The following is a 22,785-nucleotide window of genomic DNA, read 5'->3' on the forward strand; positions in this document are numbered from 1 at the left end:
ATGCCATCTCTCGGTTCCCTGATTGCCAAGGTTTCGCTCGACTATGCTGATTTCGAGCTCGGTGCTGACCGTAGCAGCCAGGCGGCCCTCAAGATGGGCAACGACATCGAGCGGGCGGTCACCAAGGCGCTGAGCACTTACAAGAAAAGCGTCGGCGACATGTCGGCGGCCAATGACGATCTGAACGGATCGATGGCCCGCGCATCCGCCGGTGCGGCAGCGCTCGCCGAGTCGGAGGATCAGGCGTCGGCCCGTATCAAGGATATGGTTGCGCGTTCGCTCGACGCCCAGCAGGCGATGGAAGGCGTCGCGTCGGCTTCGGAGGACGCGGCTGGTGGCATGGCCGCCGTGGGCGCCTCGGCGGACCAGGTGCGGGCAAACGTCCAGTCGCAAACGCAGGCGATGCGCGATGCGATGACCGCGACGGCGCTGATGAACGACGAGATGCAGGCGCTGCGTACGAGCCTCGCGCAGGGTGGCGCGTCGTTCGACGCAATTAACGAGCAGTATGCGCGGCTTGATCGGGCGATGGCGACAGGCAAACTGTCGATGGACGAATACAACGCGGCGCTCGCCTCGATCGGCAAGCAGGAAGATGCGCGCACGGCCTCCTTGAACTCGCTCACGGCGAAGTACGATCCGTTAAGCGCGGCCACGCGCAAGCTCACCGCCGATCAGGCGCTGCTCGAAGACGCGTTCAAGACGGGTGCCATCTCATCGGCCGATTACGAGCGCGCGCTCGCCGGCATCAAGGCGGATCAGGCATCCGTAAGCCTGCAGCAGCTCGCGCAGCAGGAAGCACAGCTCGAGCGCTCGTTCAAGTCCGGCGAGATCTCGGCAGCGGAGTACCAGAAAGCGATCGCCGGCATCGGTACAAATCGCGCCGCGCTGGTTGATCTGGCTAACGGCGCAACGGCGAGTGGCGAAGCGATGGAAGGCTTCGGCGTCAAGACCGCCGGTGCGCGCAAGGAACTGGTCGTGCTCGCGCATGAAGCACTCACCGGCAACTGGAGCAATTTTGGCGGTTCCGTCATGGTGCTCGCCGAACGCATGGACCTGATGGAGGCGGCGACCTCGGGCGCAGGCGTCGCCATTGCGGCGATCGCTGCTCCGACTTTGGCAGTCGGCGCGGCCATGGTGATGGTCGAAGCCCAGAACGAGAAGATGAACGAGGCACTCGTCCTGACGGGTAACTACGCGGGTGAGACCGTCGACGGGCTCCGCGCGATGGCCGAGGCAGCGACGACAGGCGGCGCAAGTTTCAACACGGCTGTGGACGCGATCTCGCAGCTGGCCGCGACCGGCAAGCTCACCGGCAGTGAAATTGCCGATCTCGGCAAAGCGACCGCTGACGCAGCGACGTACACGAGTGTGTCGGTGCAGCAGATGGTCGACGATTTCACGAAGCTCGCGGATGACCCTGTGAAGGCGTCCGTCGCGTTGAACGACCAGTATCATTATCTGACCGTTTCGACCTACGATCAGATTACCGCGCTGGAGAAGCAGGGAGACGCCACGGGTGCGGCGCAGGTTGCCGTCGAAGCATTTTCGAGCGCGATGGATGCGCGCACGCAGGACATTGCGAAAAACGAAGGCGTGATCCTTTCCGCATGGCGCAGCATCAGGAGCGCGATCAATGATGCGATCGAGGCCGTTGGTTCGTTTGGCGCAGAGGCATCGCCTGCCGAGATGGTCGCGCGGATGCAGGCGGACAAGGCCGATCGCCTCCCGACTGGTGAGTGGGATCAGCAGGACGAAGCGGACCTGCAGGCGGAAATCGCGAAGCGCGATGCGGCAATCAAGCAGGCGCAGGACAAGGCCCGCATGGATCGCCAGAATCAGGAGGTCATCGACGCAAAGCACTCGTATGACACCTGGAACCAGCAATTCGCCACGCCGGCGGAAAAGCGCGCGAAGGAGGTTCAGACCTACATCGATACGATCGCGACGCCGCTCAACCTGAGCCCTGACCAGCAGCTCGCCGACGAACAGAAGATCAACGACAAGTACAAGGACAAGAAGCCCAGCTCGTCGGCGGGACTGATCGACCGCACCCAGCTTAACGGCGAAGTGCAGGCGGTCAAGGATGCACTGAACCAGGAGGTGGCTGCGGTTCAGGCGGCTCGAAAGGTGCTCGACGATCAGTACAGGAGTGGCACGGTATCGATCACTGACTATTACACGCAGGATCGCAACCTGCTTGCTCAGGCGGCCAGTGATCATATCGATGCAGCGAACAGGGAGGCGGCGCTGCTCGCACAGGGAATGAACAACCGGCAGATCAGCGCGTCGCAGCGTGCGCAGATCGCGAACCAGATCCAGAAGACCGAGGCCGATGCCAGTAGCGCGGTTGAGGATTTCTTCCAGAAGGTGTCGGAGTCGGCTGCAGCGGAAGACGAGGTGTGGGCGAAATACGGACAGGCGCAGGTTGATGCGCTAACGAAGCAGGCGACGTCGCTCAATCAGCAGGACCAGCAGCTGAAGGATCAGACCGATACCTTCGGCATGACCAAGTCGGCAATCGATGACCTCGTCGTGTCGCGCACACAAAACCAGCTGGCGATGGAGCAGGAAGGCCTCGCGATGGCCCAGATCAACAATCTGTCGCCAGATGTGATTGCCAGTTACGAGCAGCAGATCGCGGCGCTCAAGGAAGTGCTGAAGGCTCAGCAGGCCGTTGCGAGCGACCAGTCCCAGCTGGACCAGCTGAACGCCGAAAAGAAGATCGCGGATCAAACTGTACAGGACTGGAAGAGCGCAGCCAATTCGATCGAGCAGGGCATCACGAACGCCCTGATGAACGGTTTCAACAACGGCAAGAGTTTCGGCGAGCAACTCACCGACTCACTCAAGTCGATGTTCAAGACGCTCGTGCTGCAGCCGATCATCGCGCCGATCGCAGGTGCGATGGCTTCGGTGATGTATCCGGGTGCAGCGCAAGCCTATTCGGTGACTAACCCGAACAGCCCGCTCACGGGTTTGTTCTCCAACGGCAGCGGCCTGAGCAGCGCCTATAACTCGGTCCGCGGGTGGCTGGGGCTAGCCGGAACCTCGTCAATGGTATCCGGGGCGAGCTCGGCCGTCGCCGGCGGTCTGGGCAGCGGTCTGGGTGGCATTGGCGTCGACATCGGCGGCGATGTGGCCGCGTCGCCGTATTTGACCGCGAGCGGCTTGGGTCTCGGCGCTAACACCTTCGGATTTACGACTGCCGGCGGCAGTGGTCCCGGTCTAGGTGGCACGCTGGGGTCGTCGGCTGGATTGATGTACGGCGGCGCGGGTCTGCTCGGCGGCCTCGCGGGCGGAGCAATGTTCGGCAACAGCGGCTATTCGAGTCTCGGTGGTTCGCTCGGGGCAATGGGTGGCCTTGCTCTGGGCGCGTCGTCTGCAGTCGCAGGTACGGCCATCGGTACGGCGCTCGGCTCGTTTGCGGGTCCGATCGGTGCCGTGGTCGGTTCGGTGCTCGGCTCGGCGCTCGGTTCACTTTTCGGCGGTGGGGAAACGCGCTATGGCGCTGATTACACCGTCGACGGCAGCGGTGACATCTCGAAAGTGCGTGGGCCGTCTGGTGGCGATCCTGCTGCGACACAGACGCAGCAGGAAATCACCAGTACCTTCACGACCATTCAGAGCATGGCGCAACAGCTCGGCGGCTCGATCGAGGGGCTGGGTCCGTATTCTGCGTCATACGAAGTGAGTCCGAGCAAGGGCAATTCATTTGTCTCTGCGGGTTTTGGTGATCTGTCGGGTGATGCGGGCCGCGAGGATCTGGGTGGCGTCAAGGATTCGGGCACTGTCCTGACCGACTTCAGTCTGCAGCTGCAGCGCTCGATCATCGCCGGCTTGCAACAGGCCAATCTGGACAAGCCGTACGCGGACTATCTGAGCCAGTTCAATGCATCAACACTGACATCGGATCAGGTCACGCAGATCGAGGCGAACCTGCAGGCGATGGAGTCGCTGTTCACGGCCATCAAGTCGATGGGCAGTGACTTCGACAACCTCAAGAACGCCAGCACGTCGGCGCAACTGGCGGTCATCAATCTGGCTGGCGGTGTCGATACGTTCAACACCAACGCAAGTTACTTTGAACAGAACTTCGTGCCGGCTGGCGAGCAGACTGCGGCCCAGGCAAAGGCGGTCACGGACCAACTGGCGGCGCTTGGCGAATCGAGCGTGACGACGAACGATCAGTTCCGGCAAGCAGTCGAGGGCATCGATCTGTCTACCGACGCCGGCCAGAGACTGTACGTGCAGATGCTCGCGCTTGCGCCTGCATTCAACACGATGACACAAGCGGCGCAGTCGCTGTGGAACAACTACTACAGCGCTTTCTACACGTCGGCCCAACAGGCTGACGAAGCCGCGAAACAGCTACAGGCCCAGTTTGACGCGCTAGGCGTTGCCATGCCGAAAACCAATGCCGAATTCGAAGCACTGGTAGAAAACATGGATACGTCGACGCAGACGTCAAAAGCGCTTCAGGACTCACTGCTCGCACTTGCGCCTACGTTCGCACAGGTGACCGCTGCTGTTCAGGCGGCCATCGGTGCGGCCCAGAAAGCTTCGATCACAACGCTCTCATCGAGTGCAGAAGGGCTCCTGACGGACAGCACGAATGCATCGTCGCTGCTCGACTCGATCAACACGTCGATCACGGGCAGCGATCCTGATACGTCGGCTCAGGTCAGCGCGTTGTTTTCCCAGCTTACGTCAGGTGTGTCGCTTACCCAGCAGATTGATCTCGCCACGCAGCTCAACGATCTGATCACGAAGCGGTACCAGACGGAGCAACAGGCTATGGCGACGCTGGTGTCGCAGAGCCAGCAGTTGCTCAGCTATGTGCAGGGGCTCAAGATTGGCGACCTGTCAAGCGAGACGCCCAGCGAAAAACTTGCGGACGCGGCGCAACAGTATGCCGATACGCTTGCCAAGGCGCAGGGCGGGGACCAGACCGCAATCGGCAATCTGTCGACCGCGGCCGATAACTACCTGAAGCTCGCGCAGACGTACTACGCAAGCTCCGACACGTACACGCAGATCTTCGCGTCGGTCACATCGCAGCTCAGCGCGTTCGGTGATGATCTGCAGTCGCAGGCCGAATCGAGCGGCGAGATTTCCCAGCAGTCGCTGGATCAGCTTACCGAGCTACGTGACATCGTCGCAGGACAGGTGTCGAGCGCGGACTCCCAGTACCAGGGCGTGATGGCGCAGCTTGCGCAGCAGCTCAGTGCACTCGATGCTATCGAACAGGCTGCGGGTGTGCAGTCGGAGGTGCCCTCGATCCTTCAGGGTTTGCCGAGCGCACTGGCTGCACAGCTTGCTTCGATCATCGGCTCCGGTGCGGCGACCGGCGCGGATCAGGTCACGAGCCTGTACCAGACCGAGCTAGGGCGCACGCCGGATCAGTCGGAAGTCAGTTACTGGACGAGCTCGTTTGCAAACGGTAGCAAGACGCTCGCTGACCTGCAGTACAGCGCGGATCAGGAGCTGGTGAGCAACCTGTACGAGCAGGTTCTCGGGCGCGCGGCTGATTCGGCCGGTCTGCAGTACTACACCGACCAGTTGTACCAGGGCAAGACGACGCTCGACCAGATCAAGGCGGATATGCAATACGCGGCGGTGAACGGCTCGCATGCAGGTGGTGCGGACAACATTCCGTTCGATGGATACATTGCGGAGCTTCACAAGGGCGAAGCGGTGGTGACGTCGGCTAACAACGTCAAGCTCTCGAAGATGCTGGACACCGACTGGTCGCAGTACGGGAGCCAGAACACAGTTGCTTTGGTGTCTGGCATCAAGGCGCTGCACGACCGGATCGGGCAACTCGAGGCCGCGCTTGTCCAGGCGACGGCGCAGAGTACGTCGACGCTGGTGGCTGCGTCGCAGAAAAACGCGCAGACGATCTCGGCTGGCACGCAGAAGGCTGCCGATATCAACCAGCGTACGGCGGCGGCAAAGCCTCCGTTCAAGTGAGCATCGCCCGCTAACGGGGCACCTTCGGGTGCCCCTTTTCAATTGGACCTCTATGACCGATCAGGACTTTTCGGCGTGGCTGTCGGATCCGGCGGCCATGCGGTGCATGCTGGTCGAGGCACAGGTGCTCACCGGCGGCGTCGAAACGACCCGCTACCTGTCAAACCTCGGCTATACGACCGGGCCGGCCGACACGCCCGCCAATACGGCGTATCTGCCGGTCATCAACAGCGGCGTCAAGTTTTCGGAGTCGATCGACCTGACGGGCGCCGCATCTATCTCGTTCGGCGATTTCGAAATTGCGAACGATGACGGTTCGCGCGATGCCTGGCTGACCGACGTCTGGGTCAACCGGCGCATCCGCGTGTATTTCGGCGACGTGCGCTGGCCGCGTACCGACTTCAGGCCGATTCTTGACGGCGTCATTCAGGACATCGGCATCACGAAGCGTGAGAGCCTGCAACTGCAGTTGACGGACAAGCTGCAGCGTCTCAATACATCGGTAACTGACGCCACGCTCGATGACGGCTCGCAAAACGCGGATCGCCTTCTGCCTGTCACCTTCGGCGAGGTTCACAACGTCGAGCCGCTGCTTGTTGACTCGTCGACGCTTAAATACCGGGTGCACCAAACGGCGATCGAGCGTGTGATCGAGGTGCGCGACAGCGGGGTGCCAGTGTCGATCACGCCCTCGGTCGCGGATGGCACGTTCGTGCTCAACCAGTCGCCGGTTGGCCAGATCACGGCAAGCGTGCAGGGCGACAACAGTGGCGGCTATGTGAATAGCGTCGCGCCGATGATCCAGCGCCTCGCCACGCAGTACGGCACGGCGGCGCAGCGCTTTACGGCGGCAGACATGGACGCGGCGAATCTGGCTGCGTTTGATGCCGCGCATCCGCAGCCAGTCGGCCTGTACCTGGCGGACAAGACGAACGTGCTGCAATGCTGTCAGGATCTGGCCGCCTCGGTGGGCGCCTCGGTGGTGGTGTCGACGGCCGGGCTGTTACGCCTCGTTGAGCTGGATTTGCCGGCGAATGGGGCACAGTGGTCGGTGACGGCTTCGGATATGGAGCAGCGCAGCCTGACGATCTCGCAGCGCAGTACTGTGCAGGCGGCGGTCAAGTTGGGCTTTTGCCAGAACTACACCGTGCAGAACCAGCTGCAGACTGGTATCCCGACATCAAGCAAGGATCTGTTTGCACAACAGTGGATCACCGTGACGGCGAGCGACGATCAGGTGGCTGCGACGTACAGCCTGAACGTCGAGCCCGACGAAGTCGACACGAATCTGCTGGTGATGGCGGACGCGCAGGCTGAGGCGCAGCGTCGGCTGAACCTTTGGAAAGTGCCTCGCCACGTTTATCAGTTCACTGGCTATGCGTGGCTGATGCTGGTCGAGCTGGGCGACATCATGACGATCACCCATGATCGCTTCGAGCTTTCCGAAGGCAAGACTGGCCTTGTCGTGTCGGTGGATCGGGACTGGCTCTCAGCCCGTGTGACGATTGGAGTGCTGATCTGATGGCTGCTATTGTCAACTATCGCGACCTCCTGCTGGACGCAACCGACCCACGTATCCTGCCGGTGACATTGCCGCCGAATGTGACTGTGCCCGTCGACAGTGTGGACGGGCTGGGTGACCTTGCTACGCAGGACACGGTCGACGTGTCGAATTTCGCGAGCTCGATCGCGCCGATCGGCATCGTCGGTACGCTTCCTTCGCTGACCGGCTACACGGGTCCCCAGGTTGTGCTGCAGGTCTCCGACGGCAAGCTATACCGGATCAGCGGATCGTCGTGGACTGCGGTTGTGAACACCACTGACCTCGTGGGCACCATCACAAGCACGCAGATGGGGCCGGCCTCGGTGACCACGCCAGCGCTTTCGGCCAACGTGGTGACGGCGTACAACATGGCAGCAAATGCGGTCGTGGCCGGAACGATTGCCGCGAACGCTGTCACGTTCGGCAGTGTCGCGGCCGGGGCGATCTCCGCGTCTCAGGTCGTGTCGGGCTCGCTGACGGCTGACCGGCTCGATACACGCAACCTGACCGTCAAGGACGCCAGCGGGAACATCATCTTCGGCGCTGGCACGAAGCTCGCCACGGCGAACATTTCGGGGCTGGGAGCGCTGGCGACGCTAAGCACCGTGAACCTTGCCTCGCAGGTGACCGGGCAGCTCGCACACGGCAGTGTGAGCGGACTCGGGGCTCTCGCGTTGCTCAACACGGTGAACCTGTCCTCGCAGACGACGGGCGCGCTGAATGGCCAGACCCAGGTGACGAACCTGGGCACGCTCGCTTACGCGAACGCGATCGCAGCGAACCAGATAGGCGCTGGCACGCTCGCGGCGGGCGTTATATATGCGGGAGCGGTCAATGCCAGTCAGGTGACTGCCGGTACGCTGAACGGCGTCATACTCAACGTTGGGACAGGCCACACGCCGGGCAAGAAGGCTCTCGAAATCACGAGTACAGGCGTGATGTACGTCGACAATCTTTTCGGTGGCGTGATCACTGGCGACAACACAAATGTCACCGGTCCTGCGGTCTCGGGCTACAGCGCGAGGTCAGATGCAGAAGGGATACACGGCACGGGGAGCCTTTCTGGTGGAGCGTCGCACGGCGTTCGTGGGCTCAATACCGCGACCGGAGCGGCCGGGCTGATCGGCGGAGCGAATGGATACGATTTCTACGCGGACGGCTCCGGCACTAACTACGGCCCTTTCACGGGCTCCCATGACGCGCTGGTGCAGATTGATGCCGCTCCAGTCGCTGGGGACATCGTGGTTGATGTCTCGTGCGTAACGCGCAACGGTTGGTCAAGCACCATATTCGAGGTCGCTCAGTCGTCAACCGCGAATCAGCAGGGTGTCATTGGCGTGCTAGCGGGTGTTATCGGACCGCTTTCCGAGCACGCGCCTGCTGCGTTCATTGTCAGCCATGGCGAAGATGGGCCTGTGATGAACGACGACTATGAGCAGTGCAAGGACAAATTCACGCTGGTGTCGGTCAACGCGGTTGGCGAGGGCCAGATGAACGTCTGCAGCGAAGGCGGCGATATTGCGGCGGGTGATCTGATTGTTGCGTCATCGACGCCGGGCAAGGGCATGAAGCAGGCCGACGACATCGTGCGCAACTACACGGTGGCTCGTGCGCGCGAAGCGGCCACCTTTGCCAACGGGTCAGAAATCAGAACCATTGCCTGCATCTACCACTGCGGCTGACAAAGTTACTTTTCCAATCATTGAGCTCGCCATGCGCGGGCTTTTTTTACGACCATCAGGAGCGTATATGCCCACCGAAATCCGGAAGTCCACGGCGATCAGCCTGACCATCAACTTCGAGAATGCGGTAATGCCGGCCCAGTTCCGTCGACCCGTTCTCACCACCGTCGAGCAGATCCTCGTCGACGGCGTGGCCGTTGAGCAGGCCCAGCACCTGCAGCGACCGATCCTGCAGGCCGACGTCACCGACGAAATGATCGCGGCAGTGAATGCGCAGCTCGCCCTCGTCGGTCTCGTCGTGACCCGCACGGCATCGGATGCGGAGGCGTCGAATGCCTAACCTGCGCGTCGTCCACGACAACGCGGCGGATCGCGGAACGCTCGCGGCGAGCAGCACGGCCGGTGCCCTCGCTGCGGCGAATCTCCGGACGCAGATGAAAGCGCAGGTGTGGCGAGCGACGGGTACGAGCGCAACGCTCACGCTGACGTGGGCGCTGCCGGAGCAGATCGCGTGCGTCGTGCTGCCGTTCTGCAACCTCACGAGCACCGCGACGATGCGTGTGCGTGGCTACACGCTCGCAGCCGACGTCGATCCGGCATTCGATACCGGCGTGCGACCAGCGTGTCCGTACTCGGCATTGGATCTGTTCGGCTGGGGCACGCAGCCTCTCGGGTGTAACGCATTCGCGTTTGGCGGCGGCACATACGCGGTCGCATGGTTTGAGAATGCCGCTGTCGAGCGGCTGGTGATTGACATCGCCGACCCCGACAACTCAACCGGATACGTCGAGGCGTCGCGGCTCGTCGCCGGTCCGTACTGGTCACCGCAAAAAAACGTCGACTGGAGCCCCAAGCTCACAGTCGAGGATTCGACGACGAATACGCGCAACGACGCGGGCGATCTGATCACTGATCGGGGCACGAGGTACCGTACGCTCGCGGTCAGTCTCTCGTGGCTTCCGCCAGCGGACCGCGATCAGCTCATGGCGATCCTGCGCGGTAGCGGCTTCGCCCAGCCGGTCTTTGTGAGTCTGTTCCCCGAATCTGACGACCCGATGCAGGAGCAGCTGTATCAGATCTGGGGAAAGCTCTCTGACCTTGGCGCACTGGTGCACAACTACGTGGCGAATTACACCGGCACGATCACGATTCAGGAATGCTGATGGAAAATCCCGGGCCTTGGCTGTGTATCCAATTCCCAAAGCTCGACGCGATCTACGCGGAAATCGAATTTGCCAGGTTGTCCTGATGCAATTTCTCACAAGCTTTCGAGCGATTTTTTCTGGAGGGAATAGAAGTGACCAAAATTTATGACCAGGGCACGTCCCTTTCGTATTTCGATACGGATGACTTGTCGAAGGTATATGCGTACAACGCTGATGGAACGCTCAAGACGGAGACATGCATATATAACGGTGCGACTTACGTCAAGACCTACTCCTACACGTCCGGGAAGCTCACCGGCGAAAGCGCATGGGTGAAGCAATGAACCCCGGCCTGTTCATGAAGTTTCTGGCGCTGTGCGGCTATCCGCAACGGTTCAGGTCACCGTTCCTTGTCGACCAGTCCGGAGTGCCGCGCAGTGTGACCGGGACGACGGCGCTGACAACGCTTTACACGATCACCATCCCGGCGAATTCGGTCGGACCTAATGGGCGATTGAGGCTGACCGTTCTCTATAACAACCTGGTAGGGCGCATTGGTTCGTGGAGTCCAAGCGCTACTTTCGCGGGGATTGTGCTGTTTAATGCAGTCGAGACTACGGCTATCGGGTCGTTCGCCATGACCGTAGACATTTTCGCCTCAAACAATTCGGTTACGACGCAGGTTGCGGCGCCATTCGGCACTACGGGGGCCAACGGCACCTCGGTGCGCGGCTATGGAGCGAATATGGCGCAAGTCCAGACTATCCAGTTACAGGGGACTTTGGCGAATGCGGCGGACACCATGACGTTGACAGCGTTTTCACTTGAGGTCCTGAACCCATGATCACAATTCCTGTCGCAACCGATCCTGTAAGCGGTGCACTGATTCCGTCTCAGTTGATTCCTGCCGACACGATCGCAGTGATCTGTAATGGCACGGTGTACACCGTGTACCAGCCTGGCGATAGTGTGCCGCAGCAGGACTCGCCACCAGTCGAATAGCGGAATCAAACGCAATGCAGGCCGCCATCAGGGCGGCGGTGTCTATGCGGGTGTCGCGTCATACGGCGACCGCCTGGGCCCGGCGCTGCTCACGTTGCTTGGCGGCGTTGTGTACGGGCAAGCGACCAATCTACGGACTCCGATGTTTTCGGGGCAGAACATTACCGCATGAACGTGCCGCAGCGGTGATAGCAGACGGAGCCACCTTCGGGTGGTTTTTTTATTTGGAACGGTGATCCAGATGATCAAGAACGATATCGCAGCCAGCATCGCCAAGGCGGCGCCACCGACCGGAGCCAATCTCTGGATCTGGCTTGGAAGCCACGACATCAACTGGTGGGTGGCAGTCGCGACGATCGGATACATCGGGCTACAGGCCTACTACCTGATCAAGAGCAAGGGGCGCAGGGGTGGGCGCGTTGAGCTATGAGGCCAATTCCTAAAAAACTTGTTGCGCTCGTTGGCTCGGTCGCGGCGGCCAGCCTGCTTTCGATCGTGCCGAAGTTTGAAGGCACCGTGCTGACGGCCGGGCGTGATCCGGTCGGCATCGTGACGGCCTGCATGGGCGATACGAAAGACGTAAAGCTCGGGCAGCGCTTCACGCCGCAAGAGTGCGAGCAGCGCCTCGAGTACCGCCTTGCCGATACGTCGCAGGGCGTCGACCGCTGCACGCCGCTCGCGCCGATGACCTGGTACCAGCGCGTCGCGTTTGTCGACTTCGCATACAACGCCGGCATCACGGCGTATTGCGGCTCGACGATGGCGAAGAAGGTGAGGGCCAACGACTACGCCGGTGCGTGCGCCGAGTTATCGCGTTGGACATATGCGGGCGACCGGCAGCTGCCGGGGCTCGTCAAACGGCGGGCAGTCGATCGCGCCATGTGCGAGGGGAAAACTCAATGAACGGATATTTCATCACCGGTATCGCGGCTGGGCTGCTCGGCATAGCGATCGGCGCTGGCGGCGCTTACACGTACGAGAACCGTGCGCTGCTCGCCGAGCAGGCTGCTCATGCGAAGGACAACGAGCAGCATGCGGACGACCTGAACACTATCTCGAAGGCCGCGCTCGACGCCGAGAACCGGGCAATTGACGCTAACGCTACCGCCGGTAAGCAGCTCGCCGCACTCGACACCCAGTTGACGAAGGAGCAACAAGACCATGAAACAGACAACGCTAAAAATCGTGCTGCTATTGCTGATGGCACTCGCCGGCTGCGCGTCGCAGTGTCCAACTTCCAGTCAGCCGGTGGCGGCGAAGCCGTTGCCGCCTCCGGCGCCGGCGGCGTGGGCAATGGTGCCAGTGGCACAGCCGAGCTACCACCAGCGTTTGGAGTCGCACTTTTCGGGATCGTCGACGACGCCGACAGCGACGCCCGCGCAAAAGCCGACTACCTCCAGGGATACGTCTGCACCCTCCAACAGCAAGGATTAGTTTCGGGCGACTGCGCCAAAAACTAATCGCCTGAGCCAGCGGTGGCTCGACATCGTAAACAAAGTTACCTTGACCGTGCCTTGCGCACGAGAAAAGACAGGGCGACCGGGATAATGTTTGCGCATTTCTCCCGGCCGCCTTTCCACTGCAGCAGCCAGTGAATTAGCCAAGGCCCTGACACCTACCGGTAGGCGGGGCGAATTCTAACAAATTCCCAATAAGGCAATCCACATATGGCAACTCCCATCATTCCCTGGATCGGCGGCAAGCGCCGCCTGGCGGATCATCTGATTCCGCGTTTTCCTGAACACGAGTGCTACGTCGAGGTTTTTGCTGGCGGCGCCGCGCTATATTTCATGCGACCACCGGCGAAGGTCGAAGTGATCAATGACATCAACGGGGAGTTGGTGAACCTGTACCGGGTCGTGCAGCATCACCTCGAAGAGTTTGTGCGCCAGTTCAAATGGGCGCTGACGAGCCGTCAGGTGTTCAAGTGGCTGCAGGATACTGTCCCAGAGACGCTGACCGATATCCAGCGTGCGGCCCGTTTCTATTACCTGCAGCAGAACTGCTTTGGCGGCAAAGTCGAGGGCCAGTCGTTCGGGACCGCGACGACGGCGCCGCCCGGCCTCAACTTGCTCCGGCTGGAGGAAACGCTGTCGGCCGCGCATCTGCGTCTGTCGAATACGTTCGTCGAGCGGCTCGACTGGAAGGTTTGTATCGACAAGTATGACCGGCCACACACGCTGTTCTATCTGGATCCACCGTACTGGGAGACGGAGGGATATGGCGTGCCGTTCCCGTACTCTGCATACGTCGAGATGGCAGCACGGCTTCGATCGCTGAAGGGTAGAGCGATAGTGAGTCTGAACGATCATCCGGACATTCGGCGAGCATTCGATGGGTTTCACATCGAGACGGTGGACATCAAGTACACCGTGGGCGGCGGCCAAGGCGCCGCACGGTCCGAGGTTGTTATATTTAGTTGGAATGACGCCGCCGACCCAGTTGGACTTTTTTAGTCCGATTCACACCAAACGATGAAGTGCTCTACGGAAAGGTTCGCGTGTAACATTCATCCACGGGCGACGTGCTCGTAACGTATGTAAGACCCCGTTGTGACGAAATATACAAAAACGAGGATTGACCGGATGAGCACCATGCCGATGCTTGCTGAGCTTTTGACAGAATCGGACGTCGAGCAGAAGCAATTGTTTCCCCTATTGACGGAGAGTCTTCCCTACGGGCTCGGGATCCCGCAGTCGCACATATTGACGAAATTCTCAACGCGAAGGCTCCCGATCGGAAAGGGAAAGGAAGGTAAGCTCTATTTCCCCGACTACATCGTTATGAGTGACGGTTTGCCCGTTTTGATAATAGAAGCGAAAACTCCCAATGAATCGGCAGAGGAAGGTTTTCGCGAGGCGAGACTTTACGCCAATGAAATAAATGCAAAATTCCCTCACGGATTTAATCCTGTGAGCCATGTCATATGCTCAAATGGCGCAGAGTTGCTATATGGCGTGCCAGACTCAGAGCATTACGAGAAGCTTCTGCATGCTGAACTGAATGTGGGTTGTGAGAAATTCGCAACACTTCAGGATGAGATTAACTGGGGAAAGCTGGCTGCACATGCATCGGTGCTGAACCAGAAGCGGAAGCCTGACCGCTATTGGAAGCCAAAGAAGCTCATCGGTGGAAATGCAGTACAAAGCGAAGAGGTAGGGTTAAACACTTTCGGCCTAACGCTATCAGCCGATTTTGGATATATTTTTGCGCCGGAAACAGCAGAAGACAAGGCGGAGGTCGCGAGATATGCATACGTCGATTCTCGAACTTCGCTGCGTTCCATCGAGCCAATCGACAAAATAATTCGGGCAGCTCGGCCGATCAGTGAAACTAACGCGCGGCTGATACAGGATACAACTAATCCGCACGAATTGTTAAGTAAATTGCGCGGGGGATCGACGCTCGAACGGAAGATTCTGTTGCTTATTGGGAGCGTTGGCTCTGGAAAATCCACGTTTGTCGATCATTTAATTTATAAAGCATTGCCACCCGATATACTTGAAACAACTTTATGGTGCCGTATTGATATGAATGCGGCACCGATCTCCGGTGACGAGATTTATAAATGGATTCGAACGAAAATAAGCGAAGGGTGCATAGATAAGTATCCAGGGGAAGATTTCGAGAGCTTTGAAGTCTTAAAGAAAGTGTATTCGGTGGAATACAATCGATTTCAGAAACTGCAAGGTCGTCTCCTGCAGGAGTCTGGCGATACCGTCGAATATCACAGAAGTCTGGTACGCCATTTCGAAGAATGGCAGGCGGACGAAGAAGTTACTTCGAAGGCCATTTCCCGCTACTGCTGCGGGGACCGGGGCAAGCTGCTCGTTATTGTTCTCGATAACTGCGATAAACGCTCTCGTGATGAGCAGTTATTGATGTTTCAGGCGGCGCAGTGGATACAGAGCGAGTATCGATCGCTCATTGTGTTACCGCTGCGAGAGGAAACGTTCGAAGCTCACCAAGACCAGCCGCCGCTCGACACCGCAATTAAGGACCTAATTTTTCGAATCGATGCGCCGCTTTTCCAGCATGTTCTTATTAAGCGAGTCCAACTTGCTTTATCGAGGATGAAAGACGATGCTGACAAGACGCTTCGATACGATCTGCCAAATGGATTTCGGGTCGAATATCCTTCAACGGATCAAGCTTTTTACTTGGCGTCAATTATCAGATCGCTGTTCGAACACGATCGATTCATTAGACGAATGATAACCGGTCTATCTGGTAAAAATATCAGAAAAGCATTGGAAATATTCATCGATTTTTGTAACAGCGCACATTTAGGCGAGGACGAGATATTCAAGATTACCAATAGTGAGGGTAAGTACACTCTGCCTTTGTATCTGGTAACAAGAATTTTACTGCGAGGTAATCTTAGATTTTACGACGGCCAAAATTCTGCCGTTAAAAATCTATTTGATATATTTCACAAGGATAGCTCGCCATTTTATTTCGCGCGATTGTTGATCTTGCGCTGGCTTAATCAGAGATTCAACCAAACAGGAAGGAACGGCGTGCGTGGATATTTCCCCGTCCACGAAGTACGTGACGACTTAATACTGTTAGGGGTTCCTGACTATGCCTTCGATCGCGAGTTGGATAGCTTAATAAAGGCCCATTGTGTTCTTTCTGAGAATTTGACTGTTGACCGGGTTGGCCCAGACGATCTTCTCAGGCTGAGCTCGGCAGGACTGGTTCACCTCGACCTCTTAGGTAGCGTCGATTATTTGGCGACTGTCGCGGAGGACACGTGGTTTGACGATAAATTGGTGGCAGAGAAAATTGCCGAGCGAATCGGACGATCGGAAAAGCATTTTCAAGTGCATACACAGGTTCAAAATGCCCGTGACCTTACAGAATATCTGGAAAAGAAGCACACGTCTCTTACGACGCAGATATCGACTTTCAGGGAGCTGGACTCGCCAGTGATGGAACTGATCGATATTTCGATGGCCCGAAAGGGAATAGAGAGCCTTGTGAAGCACGCATTCGGGGATTCGTGGCAGGACTTAGAAATAAAATATCCAGCTGATACGGTCGTCACCGGGCGCATTGTCAATCGCACAGAGAAGCACGGTCTCTTTGTTGACCTCGAACCGGGAATCACGGGGCTGTTGCACAGAGACAAGCTGCGCCCTGACTACATGACTGACGTGGCGCTGCTTCCGAACGAACTCATGCAAGTCCAAGTGAAGCGGATTGACCTCGTCAAACAGAAGATAACACTTTGGTTACCGCCTAGCACCCACAGCGCGTAGCGGGGCCATTGTGCGGTTGGCCCGAGGCCGTCCGGATTCTGCCAAAACTGAAAAAGCCCTTGAGCGTCAGGCGCCAAGGGCTTTTTGACCTACAGCTTTGAACCGAAGGCTTAGTTCATAGCGGCTCCGTAAGAATTCAAGATTGTCAGCAACCTGAAAGGTTTCGACGGCAACAAAAGACAAATGGTGGGGAAAACCCTGCTCCAACATGCAATAGCGCCAGAATAAAGGTGGTAGGCGCAATAAAAAAAGCTTTGGCCGCAGCGGACGTGTACCTCCGCGCGAGACTTGTGGGAACGATACTGCAAACGGAATTTGATGTCCAACCGCAAAGCAACTTTAGGCGGATTTTTCCGCAATTTGACGGTTTGCCTGCAAAAGTCTGACGCCGACGCAGACCGCAGGAATAGCATATTCCTTCCGACGTATCATCCAGACAGGTGGCCCGCGACGCTGCGTTCGATGAGGGCGGCGGCGTCCTTGACGGCGCTACAGAATTGCTACAGCAATCGCTGCGGGCCTGGCGTGACGGCCGTAACATCTATCATTCCACTCCCTGAGCAACGGGGGTGTGGCATCTCTGGCAGTGAATGATCAGCCAAATCCGAGGCCGTAGTAGTTCGATATCGCGCTCGACAGCAAGCTGCCCGCTGCAGCCAAGCCGATTTGCCAACCACCATTCGCTGCTTTTTGCATCATGTTTCCTATCCAGTGGGCCACTTTCGGACCAAACGATTTGGTGCGTTTCGGACCGTCGCCATCTTCAGCAATAGCTTGATTGAGCGTTGCCAGATCATGTCAAGCGACCCCAGCCTCGAGCAATATTTTCTCCAGCTCTCCAATGTTGCCTTCGTTGATTGTGTTCGTGACGCTGGTCGTGTTGTGATTTCCGACGATTATCGTGGCGTTAGGCCCAAAAATGGCCGAGGTAAATATCCCCTGTGTATTGATTCCTGCCGCTGCTTTTTTCAACTCTGCCTCCGGCACGTCACCGATTTTGTCTTGCAAATTTAGAACGAACTCAAGTAAGCGCGAGCGGATTTCGATCAGAACTCCAGCGATCTGCGTTGAACCGATTACGCTCTTAGCACTCACCACATGAGCATTCCCATACGGTTGTCCCAAAATGCCGTACAACTCTGGAGGGAGTGGCAACGCGACAGCCCCCTCTTCCGCGAGGGCAAACTGTTGAAGTTCTGCAACTGAGTGCCCGAGATGTATCTTGCATTATCTCTCGCGCAGGTCGTCAGAAAGATGAAGGCTCGGCAACGATGTGTTGCTGACTCTTTGAGCTATGTTCTGGACAGTGCCCATGAGTTGAGCGCCGACAACACGACAATCTGGCACTGAAGCGTTTGTGGGCACTTCGATCTGGCTTGATTTTCCCGTTGGCAAAGCAGCTTTGGACGTCCCAGTTCGACCCGGAAGTGACCTTCAGATTTACCAAAAGCGGCCGTTCAGTACGCATTGAATTGGCGCCACAAAGCAGGTGTGGATTCAGGCAATCATGAACTGCCTACGCCGGTAGCTTTCATTGGTAAAAGCTTGGCAAAGTGCTTCGTGCCAAATGCTTTGTCGGCAAGCAGGTACCGCCCGATATACGTTGCCGAGACAAGCAGCGATTGAAGTGCAAACGAGTCGTGCAGATATTCGGCGATTGCACGTTCTGACGTATAGGTGTGTGTCTCACCAGGTGCCACATTTGGAAACGCAGATGAATCGAATGTCGGGGTATGAGCAATCTTGTTACGCACCGATATACATTTTTCTATCACACGAGCGTACTCCTCAACAATTTCTGCGACTCCGATCTGTGAGTCGAGAGCCATCCTCAGCCATTCAGAGCGGCGAATGGATGGATGTGCTTGAGATTCGACACCGCAGGAAGGGCATTTACCAAAAGAATGAGTACATGCAGGAGGACTGTCTATCAGCCTTTCCAGGAGTATCGTTACATGGAGCAGTTGCCAATAATTCGGATTGAAAAAGGCTCCGAGCCTTAAATGTGAGCGGAAAGGCTTCGAGACGTACCACTCGATCAGATCGCGCAGTTTTGGATCCAAAGTTTGATAGACAGCGTATAAGTCTCGGTAGGAAAGGATCGATTCACTCGTTTGAACGAGTTCAGTCCTTAAAAAATATCTCTGAATATTTGAATAATCGACTTGTTTATAGTCGGGGTTCTGCTCGTCGAACCTTATCAAGTCGGAGGGAACCGTATCTATGCCTCCAGCACTATTCTCGTCGTAGCAGTAGATCGAGAACTGGTCATCTAAGGCAAAAGCGTCGAAGACGAGCCAGTTTCGATATTTCTCCGCCAACTCAGTATCGGATAAGATTTCTGATCCCACCAGATACGAGATATTGAGGCGAACTCGCGCAGACCCATAGGAAAACATGTCCCAACCTGCGGGGATCAGTTGAAGCCCATCCGTCAAAGGGTAAGGTCTGCTCGGTTTGTATTGACCAAGGTGCCTTACACCCCGTCGGCGTTCAAATGCGTTATCGTCCATTTGACCATTTGACAAGTTGCGATGTATCGATTTGTCAACCATCGATGTGGCGGTACTCGAATGCCCGTAGATGGTTGACTACTAACGGATGCAGATGGCTGAACCCGACCTCTGTCAAGCCTTCGTAGTCCGGATTTCTAGCGTTCGCAATAATCGGCATTGTTAGGCTATCTGATCGGACCGGGTGTTACATTTGAGTCCATTAAGGTTTCTGACTTTTTGATAATGTCTGCCGCCTTGTTCAGTGTGGCCTGATCGGAATCATCGCCTTTCAACATCAACTCGAATGCCGCGAGAAGGTTACTTTCAAGCTCTTCCAGCAAATAGTGAAACGCACTTGGGCCGTGTTCCTCGATGTATTGCACTTGATGTGGGAGGGCGACCTTCACAAGTTCGGTAACATTTTTGGTATCTATGACTTCAACCATGTCGATCCCATTTTTGAGCATGTGCAACCGGGCGACTGCATGGACAACAATGGCCTGATACGCTGAATAGTAGGCCCATGCTAGAGGTGATACAAATGGTCTAGTTCTTAGCGCCTGATCTGTTGAAAGGCTGTTTAGGTCGATCCCACCTATCATTGAAAAAAATTCCCGGAATCTGGGGTTTTTCGCTGCTTCTGTTGCTGCTGCTTCGAACTTCACTATGGCCATCCATGCGGACACGCTTTTTGCGGGTCCAAGTGAAATTACCGCGCTCCACAATTGCTCGATAGCCGTTAAGTGTCGTTGAAAGATAGCAGCCTCACGAGCTGTAACGGCAGATAAAACACCGCTCCTAAGGGCATCAATTTGCGATGCTTTTGCGTTAAGGTCAGCCTTTAGCCTTTCTAGCTTTGTGTCGTATTCGTGCCTTACCGAATTGGTCAATCTTGTGGCAATGAGGTTACGTGACAACCATAACGCCGCCGCGAAAAGTGACGTTGCTGAAACTGCGGGTATCCATTCCATAGCGCTCCCCGGCTCTTTTATAGGTAAAGAGCGGATTCTCAATTGGTCGACATCGGATCGTACGCGAGCCAATTCGCTCGGTAGATTCTGAACAAAGTCGCCTGTTCGATTGTCACCGATCCTCGGCGCGACGTCGAATGTCCCTTCATGGCCGATTGTGGTCGGATGAGCGCGCCTGAACCGGACCAAGTAGCGATCGAGTGATGCCGTAACAGGGGAAGTTTTCGGGTGCTACAGATTTGCTACAGCGATCGTAGGAATCCATATCTGACAAGCCTTGCGCTTGTCATTCCACCCCCTGAACTATGGCGTCGCAGGCGAGCTCACCGCTAATGACGCGTTCGGCGATACGCCATAGTAGTCCGGCGCGGATCCAACGAAACCCTGCATGCGTGCGTAGAACTGAAGGCAGAGTGGCGAGGGCGTTATAGCCGCATCTTTCGGAGCACCGATATAAGAACCGAAGCCTCCGTCTGATAGTAAGCCTAGTTCGCGCAAATGATCGAGTTCAAGATCGAGCCGATGAATATCGGCATGTCCGGTCAAGGCCATGAGATGGGTTGCATTAATCCGGAGCTCTTCCAATACAGTAAGGAAACCGTTTTCAGAAAATTGGACCTTCGCATTCTCGCAGGAGTGCGTGATGATTGCTGCCTCGGCCGGCGTCAGTTGCGCTAGTAGCTTAATGAAGATCAAGTTACTTTGATCCGCCCCATCTTCGGAACATGCGGTCGCCAACAAGCCCGCCCATGACGTCTGCATGGTGTCTTGATCGGCCCACGCAGCTTCCTCCAAGATTGAACCTAGCATGCGAGGATGCACGTGAAGATTGGAAGCATTCGGCCGCTTCTCCACCAATGCCTCTGCTTTGGCGAGTACGTTCGAGGCGTTGACAGCTCGCCAGTGCCGTACCTTGTCTTGCAGAAGCAATCCGAACTCTTCCGCTACTGGGAGGCATATACGACTCAGGAAAGCGCCGGTTCCTTTGACCACGCCAGTGGTCACCACCTTGCTTGCCTCGGCAAACGCTTTCGCGCCCAGCGGATCAAATCCGCTTCCGGACGATTCATCCATTGATTCTTCTCCTGTCATGCGGCGTGGTTTTTGGCGTAGGTCGTCTCTAAAATACTTATCCGATATGGCGTACACGCTGCTGCATCATCGGCGTGTGTTGTGCGACGTCATTGGCCGCTGCGGTTTGAATGCCCATCCTGAGTGTCTTCTTGCGTTAGCTGTTCAGGGCGTGAGTTTAACCCGCCGCCGCGTGCTGTGAACCGGGCCGGATGGCCAATCCGCGCAGATCGCCCGCTCATCAGCCTGTACGCTAGTGCGCGCTCATTCTTCGAGCATCGCGCGCATGTCGACCCTGCGCGCATTCGTATTGCTACGGCGCTTCGCCATCCACATCATGAAGGTAATGAAGGTGCCGAACACCACGATGATCCACGGCACTGGCAGCTTCGCCGTGAGCAGGATTGCGTACAGGCCCAGCATCAGCAACACCGCCAGGTTCTGGTTGAAATTCTGCACCGCGATGGAATGGCCCGCTGACAGCAGCGTGGCGCCGCGATGCTGCAGCAGCGCGTTCATCGGCACGATGAAAAATCCCGACAGCGCGCCGAGCAGGATCATCAGCGGATAGGCAAGCACGATATAGATTGGCGCAACAAACGGACCGACGCGGATGCCCATGCCCGGCGGAAACAGCCCCTTGCTGTAGAACGCCATCCCGATTGCGACCGCACCGGTGATGATGCCGATCGGCAGCACCTTTAGCGAACTTCGCAGCGGCACCAAGGTCGCGGCGGCAGACGCGCCGACGGCGATACCGAGCCCCGTGATGCCCTGCATGACGGCTGCCTTGGAGAGCGACAAGCCGAGGTTCACGTCGGCCCATTTGAGCACCAGCAACTGCAGCGTCACCGCGCCGCCCCACATCAGCGTGGTCACCCACAGCGCGATCTGCGCGAGCTTGTCGGCCCACAGCACGTTGAAGCAATGCGTGAAATCGCCGACCAGTTTCTTCGGTTCCTTGAGACGGTTCGGATAGCGTGCCCCGGTATCGGGGATGCCCATGTTGATCGCGGCGGCGATGGCATAGGTCACCATCACGGCGAACATCGCCAGGTCGGCCGCGGAACGGATCAGCGGCAAGTGCGCATGCGCGACGAAGTTGGTTGCGTAGGTGCTGATCAGTGCACCGCCGAGCATGGTGCCGACGATCGTCGACAGCACGGTGGCCGACTCGAGCCACGCGTTCGCCGCGACCAGCCGGTCGGCGGGCAGCAATTCAGTCAGGATGCCGTATTTGGCAGGGGAATAGGCCGCGGCGCCGAAGCCGACCACGCCATACGCGATCATCGGATGCACGCCCGCGATCATCAGCAGACAGCCGCTCGCCTTCAGGGCGTTCGAGACGAACATCACATGACGCTTTTGCAGCGCATCGGCGAACGCACCGACGAACGGCGCCAGCAGCACGTACGAGACCGTGAAGAAGATCTGCAGCATCGGCGTGACCCAGGCGGCAGACCGGATGACTGAGAGCAGCGCAATCGCCGCGATCAGCAGCGCATTGTCGGCAAGCGACGACACGAACTGCGCCGCAATGATCGTATAGAAGCCTTTTTTCATTAAGCAGTTCGCGATGCTGCGCGGGATCTCGCGCTTGAATGTACGACGGCGCGACGAAAAAATAGATCCCGGCGCG

Annotated in this window: 18 protein-coding genes; 13 read left to right on the forward strand and 5 right to left on the reverse strand. The window is 57.6% G+C overall.

The annotated features are described in order from the left end of the window. From P3T40_RS09860 to P3T40_RS09920, 13 genes are all read left to right on the forward strand, one after another. A complete protein-coding gene (locus tag P3T40_RS09860) occupies positions 1-5,973 on the forward strand; it encodes a phage tail length tape measure family protein (RefSeq protein ID WP_429267500.1) in 5,973 nt (1,990 codons plus the stop codon). A gap of 52 nt (positions 5,974-6,025) precedes the next feature. After that, positions 6,026-7,495, forward strand: a complete 1,470-nt coding sequence (locus tag P3T40_RS09865; RefSeq protein ID WP_429267501.1) for a hypothetical protein — start codon at positions 6,026-6,028, stop codon at positions 7,493-7,495. Continuing rightward, a complete protein-coding gene (locus P3T40_RS09870) occupies positions 7,495-9,198 on the forward strand; it encodes a hypothetical protein (protein ID WP_429267502.1) in 1,704 nt (567 codons plus the stop codon). The genes P3T40_RS09865 and P3T40_RS09870 overlap by 1 nt, the downstream gene beginning before the upstream one ends. Positions 9,199-9,265: 67 nt before the next feature. Continuing rightward, positions 9,266-9,538: a hypothetical protein gene (locus tag P3T40_RS09875; RefSeq protein ID WP_429267503.1), complete on the forward strand. Its 273-nt coding sequence runs from the start codon at positions 9,266-9,268 to the stop codon at positions 9,536-9,538. Next, positions 9,531-10,361 carry a hypothetical protein gene (locus tag P3T40_RS09880; protein WP_429267504.1) on the forward strand — a complete coding sequence of 277 codons (831 nt, stop codon included), beginning with the start codon at positions 9,531-9,533 and terminating at the stop codon, positions 10,359-10,361. The genes P3T40_RS09875 and P3T40_RS09880 overlap by 8 nt, the downstream gene beginning before the upstream one ends. A 134-nt stretch (positions 10,362-10,495) precedes the next feature. Further along, positions 10,496-10,687, forward strand: coding sequence for a hypothetical protein (locus tag P3T40_RS09885; protein ID WP_429267505.1), 192 nt, complete (start codon positions 10,496-10,498; stop codon positions 10,685-10,687). Beyond that, positions 10,672-11,187 (forward strand): hypothetical protein, encoded by a 516-nt coding sequence (locus P3T40_RS09890; protein WP_429267506.1) that lies wholly within the window; start codon positions 10,672-10,674, stop codon positions 11,185-11,187. Before P3T40_RS09885 ends, P3T40_RS09890 begins: the two co-directional genes overlap by 16 nt. Further along, positions 11,184-11,345 (forward strand): hypothetical protein, encoded by a 162-nt coding sequence (locus P3T40_RS09895; RefSeq protein ID WP_429267507.1) that lies wholly within the window; start codon positions 11,184-11,186, stop codon positions 11,343-11,345. Before P3T40_RS09890 ends, P3T40_RS09895 begins: the two co-directional genes overlap by 4 nt. A gap of 244 nt (positions 11,346-11,589) precedes the next feature. Continuing rightward, positions 11,590-11,775, forward strand: a complete 186-nt coding sequence (locus tag P3T40_RS09900) for a hypothetical protein (RefSeq protein ID WP_429267636.1) — start codon at positions 11,590-11,592, stop codon at positions 11,773-11,775. Continuing rightward, positions 11,772-12,248 carry a lysozyme gene (locus tag P3T40_RS09905; RefSeq protein WP_429267508.1) on the forward strand — a complete coding sequence of 159 codons (477 nt, stop codon included), beginning with the start codon at positions 11,772-11,774 and terminating at the stop codon, positions 12,246-12,248. Before P3T40_RS09900 ends, P3T40_RS09905 begins: the two co-directional genes overlap by 4 nt. Then, positions 12,245-12,805, forward strand: a complete 561-nt coding sequence (locus P3T40_RS09910) for a lysis system i-spanin subunit Rz (RefSeq protein ID WP_429267509.1) — start codon at positions 12,245-12,247, stop codon at positions 12,803-12,805. Before P3T40_RS09905 ends, P3T40_RS09910 begins: the two co-directional genes overlap by 4 nt. Positions 12,806-13,012: 207 nt before the next feature. Continuing rightward, the gene (locus P3T40_RS09915; protein ID WP_429267510.1) at positions 13,013-13,801 is read left to right on the forward strand and encodes a DNA adenine methylase; all 789 of its coding nucleotides are present in this window, start codon (positions 13,013-13,015) and stop codon (positions 13,799-13,801) included. Positions 13,802-13,930: 129 nt separating this feature from the next. Then, positions 13,931-16,609 (forward strand): type I restriction endonuclease, encoded by a 2,679-nt coding sequence (locus tag P3T40_RS09920; RefSeq protein WP_429267511.1) that lies wholly within the window; start codon positions 13,931-13,933, stop codon positions 16,607-16,609. Positions 16,610-17,407: 798 nt separating this feature from the next. Here the strand turns inward: P3T40_RS09920 and P3T40_RS09925 are convergent. The 5 genes from P3T40_RS09925 to lplT all read right to left on the reverse strand — a co-directional run bounded on the left by P3T40_RS09925 (position 17,408) and on the right by lplT (position 22,709). Beyond that, positions 17,408-17,830: a hypothetical protein gene (locus P3T40_RS09925; RefSeq protein WP_429267637.1), complete on the reverse strand. Its 423-nt coding sequence runs from the start codon at positions 17,828-17,830 to the stop codon at positions 17,408-17,410. Between the two features lie 284 nt (positions 17,831-18,114). Continuing rightward, the gene (locus tag P3T40_RS09930; protein ID WP_429267512.1) at positions 18,115-19,122 is read right to left on the reverse strand and encodes a hypothetical protein; all 1,008 of its coding nucleotides are present in this window, start codon (positions 19,120-19,122) and stop codon (positions 18,115-18,117) included. A gap of 167 nt (positions 19,123-19,289) precedes the next feature. Beyond that, on the reverse strand, positions 19,290-20,075 hold the full coding sequence (locus P3T40_RS09935) for a hypothetical protein (RefSeq protein WP_429267513.1): 786 nt from the start codon (positions 20,073-20,075) through the stop codon (positions 19,290-19,292). A 303-nt stretch (positions 20,076-20,378) separates the two neighbouring features. Next, a complete protein-coding gene (locus P3T40_RS09940; RefSeq protein WP_429267514.1) occupies positions 20,379-21,149 on the reverse strand; it encodes a hypothetical protein in 771 nt (256 codons plus the stop codon). A 261-nt stretch (positions 21,150-21,410) separates the two neighbouring features. Next, positions 21,411-22,709, reverse strand: a complete 1,299-nt coding sequence (gene lplT, locus P3T40_RS09945) for a lysophospholipid transporter LplT (RefSeq protein ID WP_429267515.1) — start codon at positions 22,707-22,709, stop codon at positions 21,411-21,413. Between the last annotated feature and the right edge of the window lie 76 nt (positions 22,710-22,785).

The organism is Paraburkholderia sp. EB58 (genome assembly GCF_050436665.1).
Taxonomy (GTDB): Bacteria; Pseudomonadota; Gammaproteobacteria; order Burkholderiales; family Burkholderiaceae; genus Paraburkholderia.

Bases quoted from the DNA above. Each gene is read 5' to 3' on its own strand.
- P3T40_RS09920 (WP_429267511.1), top strand. From the start codon at position 13,931: ATGAGCACCATGCCGATGCTTGCTGAGCTTTTGACAGAATCGGACGTC.
- P3T40_RS09895 (WP_429267507.1), top strand. From the start codon at position 11,184: ATGATCACAATTCCTGTCGCAACCGATCCTGTAAGCGGTGCACTGATT.
- P3T40_RS09910 (WP_429267509.1), top strand. From the start codon at position 12,245: ATGAACGGATATTTCATCACCGGTATCGCGGCTGGGCTGCTCGGCATA.
- lplT (WP_429267515.1), bottom strand. From the start codon at position 22,709: ATGAAAAAAGGCTTCTATACGATCATTGCGGCGCAGTTCGTGTCGTCG.
- P3T40_RS09860 (WP_429267500.1), top strand. From the start codon at position 1: ATGCCATCTCTCGGTTCCCTGATTGCCAAGGTTTCGCTCGACTATGCT.
- P3T40_RS09890 (WP_429267506.1), top strand. From the start codon at position 10,672: ATGGGTGAAGCAATGAACCCCGGCCTGTTCATGAAGTTTCTGGCGCTG.
- P3T40_RS09940 (WP_429267514.1), bottom strand. From the start codon at position 21,149: ATGGATGAATCGTCCGGAAGCGGATTTGATCCGCTGGGCGCGAAAGCG.
- P3T40_RS09875 (WP_429267503.1), top strand. From the start codon at position 9,266: ATGCCCACCGAAATCCGGAAGTCCACGGCGATCAGCCTGACCATCAAC.
- P3T40_RS09870 (WP_429267502.1), top strand. From the start codon at position 7,495: ATGGCTGCTATTGTCAACTATCGCGACCTCCTGCTGGACGCAACCGAC.
- P3T40_RS09880 (WP_429267504.1), top strand. From the start codon at position 9,531: ATGCCTAACCTGCGCGTCGTCCACGACAACGCGGCGGATCGCGGAACG.
- P3T40_RS09905 (WP_429267508.1), top strand. From the start codon at position 11,772: ATGAGGCCAATTCCTAAAAAACTTGTTGCGCTCGTTGGCTCGGTCGCG.
- P3T40_RS09930 (WP_429267512.1), bottom strand. From the start codon at position 19,122: ATGGACGATAACGCATTTGAACGCCGACGGGGTGTAAGGCACCTTGGT.
- P3T40_RS09915 (WP_429267510.1), top strand. From the start codon at position 13,013: ATGGCAACTCCCATCATTCCCTGGATCGGCGGCAAGCGCCGCCTGGCG.
- P3T40_RS09865 (WP_429267501.1), top strand. From the start codon at position 6,026: ATGACCGATCAGGACTTTTCGGCGTGGCTGTCGGATCCGGCGGCCATG.
- P3T40_RS09935 (WP_429267513.1), bottom strand. From the start codon at position 20,075: ATGGAATGGATACCCGCAGTTTCAGCAACGTCACTTTTCGCGGCGGCG.